Source organism: Dermacoccus sp. CCH2-D9 (genome assembly GCF_001556795.1).
GTDB lineage: Bacteria > Actinomycetota > Actinomycetes > Actinomycetales > Dermatophilaceae > Dermacoccus > Dermacoccus nishinomiyaensis.
On record NZ_LSJT01000021.1, the window covers coordinates 37127 to 43126 of the forward strand.

A 6000-nucleotide genomic window follows, 5' to 3' on the forward strand; every position below is an offset into this window, starting at 1 on the left:
CTCACCTACACCTGGACGTTCGTCGGCACTGTCCCGCTTGTGGCAAGGGCGACAACGAGGCGGACTTCTGATTCCACTGACAGGACGGCTTCATGTTCACCGGCCGCATCACGAACGGGATCCGCATCACCCCGTTGATGCCCAACACGCCCCTGCCGCCCACCCTCGAGCCCATCGCCCTCACGTCCGGGCAGGGCGCTGCGTGCCAGAACTACTACGACGCCAAGGTCGCGGAGTACAACCGATTGGCCCGCACCATTGCCTCATACGCGGACGGTTCCAAGAACAGCGGCAGCTCCGATCGTCATCGCGACCAGAGCGTCGCGCTCGGGCAGACGGTCGCCTCCAGCGTCATCGGCGACTTCCGCCCGGCGGGTGCCGTCGACGGTATCTACTGACGGCTCGGCTCGGCCGGAACGTCAGGAGGGCGGTACCCGATCGGGTACCGCCCTCCTGACGCTGCACTGGGCGCCCACGGAGGCGCTGCTCAGCAGCTTGCCCGGCACGTCATCGCGTGGGGGAAGGTCGTCACGCGCGCGCCGAACCGCCCTCACCACGTGGGTCGCGCACGTCGTCGACCTCGTCGACCTCGACGACCTCGCGCTGCACCGGCTCGGTGACGGTGACGTTCTCCTTCGTCGCACTGATGCCGAGGTGCAGCCGTTCGACGGCGTAGATCCGCGTCGAGAGCACGGGGCGCTCCTCGTGCAGCACGATGACGCCGTCCTCGTCGCGCCGGTCGGCGTCACGCGTGTGCGTGCCCTCTGCGGCTTCGACGTCGTACACCTCACCCTCGGCATGCGTGTGCTCGCCCAGCGCCGAACCGCCGTCGAGGTTCTCGATGCGCGGCTGCCACGTCGAGGCGGGGACGTCGACGGCTTCCTCGCTGCCGTCGTCGTACACGCGCACGACATCGACGACCTCGCGGCGCACGGGGACGGTGATCGTCACCTCTTCGACGACGACACGCTTGCGCACCTCGACGCGCCCGGCCTCGGCGCGCTCGACACCCGCGACGAGACGCTCCTCGTGCAGGACGACGCCCGCTTCGTCGGCGCCCACGCCATCGCGACGCATTCCGGCAGCCTGTTGACGCGTGTCCTGCTCGTAGGCCTCGGCGTCGAAGGGACGCTCGTCAGGGCGGTTCTTCGTCATCTGCAGACTCCTTCGTGGGGTGAGCGCGGCACCCCGCTGCGCCCGTGATCGGTTGGGGGCCATGGCGGCCCCGTTCGACGATCACGCTACCCGAGCGCCCGTCACGGCGCGATGCTCTCTCGGGGTGAGCCAGGCGCTCACCGGGAGGGCGCGGCTGCCGTCCAGGTGCACGCGCCACGTGCGTGATTCGACAACGGCGCCCGATGGCCCTCAGCCTGCCGCCGCCCCTTCGCCGCGAGCGCGCCCGCCCACACACGTCGCCCGCATCGACGCCGAAACGCCCTGGACGCCTTGCGAAGACGCGCGCCGTGAGCCAAGGTGAAGACATGACTGACGAGAAAAAGATCATCGTGACCCGCACCATCGAGGCCCCGGCGCAGGACATCTTCAACGTCCTCACCAACCCGGCCGAGCACGTCAAGCTCGACGGCTCGGGCTTCATCCGCAGCGTCGACCACGGAGACCGCATCCAGAAGGTCGGCCAGGTGTTCACCATGAACATGGTCGGTGAGCACATGGGGGGCGAATACCAGACCGACAACCACGTCACCGGGTACGCCGATGACAAGCTCGTCGCGTGGCAGACGGCGCCCGCCGGCACCGAGCCCAAGGGCTGGGAGTGGATGTACGAGCTCGAGGCCCACGGCCCGAAGGAGACCGCCGTAACCCTGACGTACGACTGGAGCAAGGTCACCGACAAGGAACTGCTCAAGAAGGTGCACTTCCCCCTCGTCGAGAAGCACGCCCTCGAGGAGTCGCTCGCGAAGCTCGAAGAGCGCGCCACGTCGAACTGACGCCCGTTCATCGGTGAGGCCCCATTCCCGCGCGGGAATGGGGCCTCACCGATGCTGGGAGCAACTAGTCCGATGTGCCGGTCGACGGCGGCAACGCGTCGGTGAGGTCGCGCAGTCGCCACCCGGCGCGTCTCTTGGCCCGTCAGCACGCCCGACGGCGTTTAGCTCAACGCGTCAGCACGACCGGCGGCGCGACGTGCGTCGCGTCAGCTCTTCCGACGCCGCGTCGCTCAGCGCGTCGGCAGCTGCGCGGGGTTGGGGTCGAGCCAGCCGTCATGCTCCTTGGCGAGCGCGTCGAAACGCTCGGTGAGGGCCTGCGCGACGGCCGAGGCAGGATCGTCGACGGTGTCCTGCTTGACGTAGACGCCCCACTCGTGATCCTCGTCGTCCTCCTCACCCGCCAGCGCCTCACGCACGACGCGCACGTCGGTGAAGTCACCCGATTCGAGCAGGTCGTCCGCGATCTCCTCGGCGACGTCACGCTCGGGAAACAACATGAGGTACTCGGTCATGGGCACTACTGTGCCAAGGAAACCTGGGGATTGTCATCGTCGCCGCGCCCACGCGAGGCGGTAGATTGGCGACTCGAGTGGGGCGGCTCGAGTCAGACGACTCCAGTCGAGCGGCTCGAGTCAAGCGCGTGGATCGAATGTGAGGAATCGTCATGGTGTGGGCCCTCGTCGTCGCCGTCGTCCTGCTCCTGCTCATCGGGTGGAGCAACCTGACGCTGCAGAAGCAGGTGCGTCACCTGCAGGAGGAGATCACCGATCTGCGTGCGGGCCAGGATCTGTCCGAGCGCGTCAGCTACCTCGTGCACAAGGGTCGCGAGATCGAGGCCATCGCGATGTATCGCAGCGCGACGGGCCTCGGCCTGCTCGAGAGCAAGAACGCCGTCGAGGTCATCGCCAAGAACAACCCCCAGCTCTGACGTGCCGCTGGCGCCCCTGCCGCCGGCGTCAGAGCGCGTCAAGCCGCGTCAGGTCACTCTTCTCGTGGCCCGCTCCTCACCTGCGATCTACGTCCACGTGCGCGATTCTTGGTCATATCGACGAATGTGGACGGGAATCGCAGATGGGACAGGAAGCGCAGATGGTCACGGCGTCTCGTCGATAGCTGCTCGTCCACCTGAGTTCACCCAGGCTTCATGCCCCGGATCACCCACGGCCAGCCGGACGCCGACATCGGGCCACGCGAACGACCTACCGTCAGCCCGATGAAGGGACGTTACGTAGCGGTCGGAGACTCGTTCACCGAGGGCGTCGGTGACGCGAACCTCATGTACCCCAACGGCGTGCGCGGGTGGGCCGATCGTATGGCCCGCCAGATGGGGCGCGTGGACGCGACGTGGGAGTACGCGAACTTCGCCATCCGCAGCAAGCGTCTCGACGAGATCGTCGACGAGCAGTTCGACGCCGCCCTCGCGCTCGAACCGACGCTCATCTCGTTCTACGCCGGCGGCAACGACATCCTCGCCGTCCGCTCCGACATGCCCGCCATCATGGAGCGTTACGAGGCCGCGCTGCAGCGCCTCGTCGGATCGGGCGCGGAGGTGCTGCTGTTCACGACGTTCGACGTGAAGATCTCGACGGCGCTCGAGCCGCTGCGGCGGCGCATCGTCTTCTACAACGACGCCGTGCGCGAACTGGCCCGCCAGTACGGCTGCCTGCTCGTCGATCACACCCAGTTTCGCGAGTTCGACGACCCGCGCATGTGGGCGTTCGACCGCATCCACATGAGCCGGCTCGGGCACAAGCACCTCGCCGCCTACGTGCTCGCCGAACTCGGCATCCCCCACACGCTCAAACTGCCGGAGCTGCCTCCGTTCGAGGCGCCGCACTGGCGCGAGAGCATCCGCACCGAGAGCCGATGGCTCGCCACCGAGGTGATCCCTCTCTTCCGGCGCCGCATCAACGGCGTCCGTGAGGGCGACACGCTCCCCCCGAAGTGGCCCGAACCGATCCGCCCCGCGGACGGCATGAAGCGACTGGCCCGTGCGCGCGCGGGCGACGCCGTCGAGGTCAGGGCACGCGCAGGTGAACGCCACGCCGGCTGAGCGCCCGCGTTACGGGCGATCAGACGCCCGCGCCGCGCACCGCGACGTCGACGAGATCCCCGAGGCGGCGCGCCACGGATTCGACCTCGGCGCGCCCGGTACGCGTGCGGTTCAGCTCGAGCACCCCACCGGAGACGATGAGGCCCGCGGCGACGACGCTGCGCTCCGCGTCACCCCCCGCTGCGACGAGCAGCCCCGCGATGGCGTCCTCGAGACCGGCGACCAGCGCGACGACCTTCTCGCGATACGGCCCGGGCGCACCGAACAGCACCTCCCGTCCGACGACCATCGCGTTCTCGGGGTAGTCACGGGCCTGCTGCGCGAACGGTTCGAGCAGACGCAGGACGTGCTCGCGCACCCCACCGTCACCGGCGTCGTCGGGCAGGTGATCGTCGACGAGATCACGCCACTCGTGTTCGACGACCATCATGAGCAGTTCCGCCTTCGTCGGGGCGTACTGGAACACGGTGCCGGCGGCGACGTTGGCGCGCTTGGCCACCTCGGCCGTCGTCATGCGCTCGTACCCCACCTCACCGAGCAGGCTCTCGGCAGCCGCGAGGATGCGGGCCTGCTTGTCAGCCTTGTTGCGCGCGCGACGACCCTGCTGGTCCGAGCCGCTCACGACGGGACGTCGGCAGGTCACGACCGTGGCGTCAGGCGTACCCGGCGTGGGGGCCGGCCTCGTCGGGGCCGTCGAACCGGCCGACGGTGCCGCGGAGGCGGCCGTGGCGCTGAGGGGAAGCGACATGGATCGAAACATTACCCGGGCCGAAAGGCCCTGGTGGCGCCGCAAAAAATGAGTACAGTCAAAAATATCGGAAACGAAGGAGACACCATGGACACCATGAAGGCCGCACGCCTCGACGTCACGCACCACACCCTGAACGTCGAGGAGGTACCCGTCCCGACGCCAGGGCCGGGCCAAGCCGTCATCGAGGTGAAGGCGGCGGGCGTCTGCCTGTCGGACGTGCACCTGCTCGAAGGGCTCATCGCGCCGCAGTTCCTCGACAGCGAGAAGGTGACGCTCGGTCACGAGGTCGCGGGCGTCGTCACCGCCCTCGGTGACGGCGTGCCGACACTGCCCGGCATCGAGGTGGGCAGCCGCGTCCTGCTGCAGGCCGGCCACCGCCTCCCGAACGGCCGCATCCTGACGCGCGGCGTCGACTACGACGGCGGGTACGCCGAATACGCCCTCGCGCAGGCCGAGACGCTCGTCCCGATCCCCGACGACCTCCCGTTCGAGCAGGCCGCCATCATCCCCGACGCCGTCTCGACGCCGTGGGCAGCCATCCAGACGAGCGGGCGCGTGCGCGCCGGCGAGGCCGTCGGCGTCTGGGGCCTCGGCGGGCTGGGCATTCACGCCGTGCAGTTGCTGCGTCTCATCGGCGCCTCCCCCATCGTCGCGATCGACCCGCTCGAGGCCGCCCGCGAACGGGCGCTCGCCGTCGGCGCCGACGTGGCGTGCGCCCCTGAAGACGCGGAGGACGCCATCCGTCAGCTCTCGCCCCGCGGTCTCGACGTCGCGTTCGACTTCGCGGGCGTGGCCCCCGTGCGGGCCCAGGCGATGGCCTCCCTCGCGCCGCAGGGACGTCTCGTCATCGTCGGCCTCGCCGGGCGGCCCATCGAGATTCCGTCCGACACCGCATTCGCCTACAAGCAGCTGACGCTGCGCGGCCACTACGGCAGCGAGGGAACGGACGTCCACCAGCTCGTCGCGTTGACCCGCACGAAGCGGCTCGACCTGTCCGCGTCGATCAGCGGGGTCTTCCCGCTCGAGGAAGCGCCCGAAGTGCTCGAGCGGCTCACGCGCAAGGACGGCAACCCGATCCGTTTCATCCTGCATCCCTGACGGCGCACGCAGCCGTCCCCTCACCCATCGTCCCGCGCGATGATCTCGCGCACCCGACCTCGAGGAGGTCCCATGTACTACAGCAGTGGAAACTACGAAGCCTTCGCCCGTCCCCGCCCGCCGAAGGACGCCGCGAGCAAGCACGCCTG

General features: G+C 69.0%; 8 protein-coding genes. 5 read left to right on the plus strand and 3 right to left on the minus strand.

The features are described from left to right. Positions 1-92 precede the first annotated feature (92 nt). The gene (locus tag AX669_RS01590; RefSeq protein WP_006946294.1) at positions 93-398 is read left to right on the plus strand and encodes a hypothetical protein; all 306 of its coding nucleotides are present in this window, start codon (positions 93-95) and stop codon (positions 396-398) included. Between the two features lie 130 nt (positions 399-528). Here the strand turns inward: AX669_RS01590 and AX669_RS01585 are convergent, their stop codons facing one another. Then, a complete protein-coding gene (locus AX669_RS01585; protein WP_040014826.1) occupies positions 529-1155 on the minus strand; it encodes a DUF2382 domain-containing protein in 627 nt (208 codons plus the stop codon). A 326-nt stretch (positions 1156-1481) separates the two neighbouring features. Here AX669_RS01585 and AX669_RS01580 point away from each other — a divergent pair, with 326 nt between their 5' ends. Then, positions 1482-1949 (plus strand): SRPBCC domain-containing protein, encoded by a 468-nt coding sequence (locus tag AX669_RS01580; protein WP_040014869.1) that lies wholly within the window; start codon positions 1482-1484, stop codon positions 1947-1949. A gap of 230 nt (positions 1950-2179) precedes the next feature. Here AX669_RS01580 and AX669_RS01575 read toward each other — a convergent pair whose 3' ends face one another. After that, a complete protein-coding gene (locus AX669_RS01575) occupies positions 2180-2461 on the minus strand; it encodes a hypothetical protein (RefSeq protein ID WP_006946280.1) in 282 nt (93 codons plus the stop codon). A gap of 152 nt (positions 2462-2613) precedes the next feature. On the opposite strand from AX669_RS01575, the gene AX669_RS01570 reads away from it, so the two are divergent. Both AX669_RS01570 and AX669_RS01565 read left to right on the plus strand, forming a co-directional pair. After that, positions 2614-2877, plus strand: a complete 264-nt coding sequence (locus AX669_RS01570) for a hypothetical protein (RefSeq protein ID WP_006946272.1) — start codon at positions 2614-2616, stop codon at positions 2875-2877. Between the two features lie 216 nt (positions 2878-3093). After that, on the plus strand, positions 3094-4002 hold the full coding sequence (locus AX669_RS01565) for an SGNH/GDSL hydrolase family protein (RefSeq protein ID WP_006946216.1): 909 nt from the start codon (positions 3094-3096) through the stop codon (positions 4000-4002). 19 nt (positions 4003-4021) lie between these two features. Here the strand turns inward: AX669_RS01565 and AX669_RS01560 are convergent, their stop codons facing one another. Continuing rightward, on the minus strand, positions 4022-4624 hold the full coding sequence (locus AX669_RS01560) for a TetR/AcrR family transcriptional regulator (RefSeq protein ID WP_040014870.1): 603 nt from the start codon (positions 4622-4624) through the stop codon (positions 4022-4024). A gap of 213 nt (positions 4625-4837) precedes the next feature. On the opposite strand from AX669_RS01560, the gene AX669_RS01555 reads away from it, so the two are divergent. Next, positions 4838-5851: a zinc-binding dehydrogenase gene (locus tag AX669_RS01555; protein ID WP_062256168.1), complete on the plus strand. Its 1014-nt coding sequence runs from the start codon at positions 4838-4840 to the stop codon at positions 5849-5851. Positions 5852-6000 lie beyond the last annotated feature (149 nt).

Excerpts from the sequence above, each read along its gene's own strand:
- AX669_RS01590 (WP_006946294.1), top strand. The coding sequence starts at position 93 with ATGTTCACCGGCCGCATCACGAACGGGATCCGCATCACCCCGTTGATG.
- AX669_RS01575 (WP_006946280.1), bottom strand. The coding sequence starts at position 2,461 with ATGACCGAGTACCTCATGTTGTTTCCCGAGCGTGACGTCGCCGAGGAG.
- AX669_RS01585 (WP_040014826.1), bottom strand. The coding sequence starts at position 1,155 with ATGACGAAGAACCGCCCTGACGAGCGTCCCTTCGACGCCGAGGCCTAC.
- AX669_RS01565 (WP_006946216.1), top strand. The coding sequence starts at position 3,094 with ATGCCCCGGATCACCCACGGCCAGCCGGACGCCGACATCGGGCCACGC.
- AX669_RS01570 (WP_006946272.1), top strand. The coding sequence starts at position 2,614 with ATGGTGTGGGCCCTCGTCGTCGCCGTCGTCCTGCTCCTGCTCATCGGG.
- AX669_RS01580 (WP_040014869.1), top strand. The coding sequence starts at position 1,482 with ATGACTGACGAGAAAAAGATCATCGTGACCCGCACCATCGAGGCCCCG.
- AX669_RS01555 (WP_062256168.1), top strand. The coding sequence starts at position 4,838 with ATGGACACCATGAAGGCCGCACGCCTCGACGTCACGCACCACACCCTG.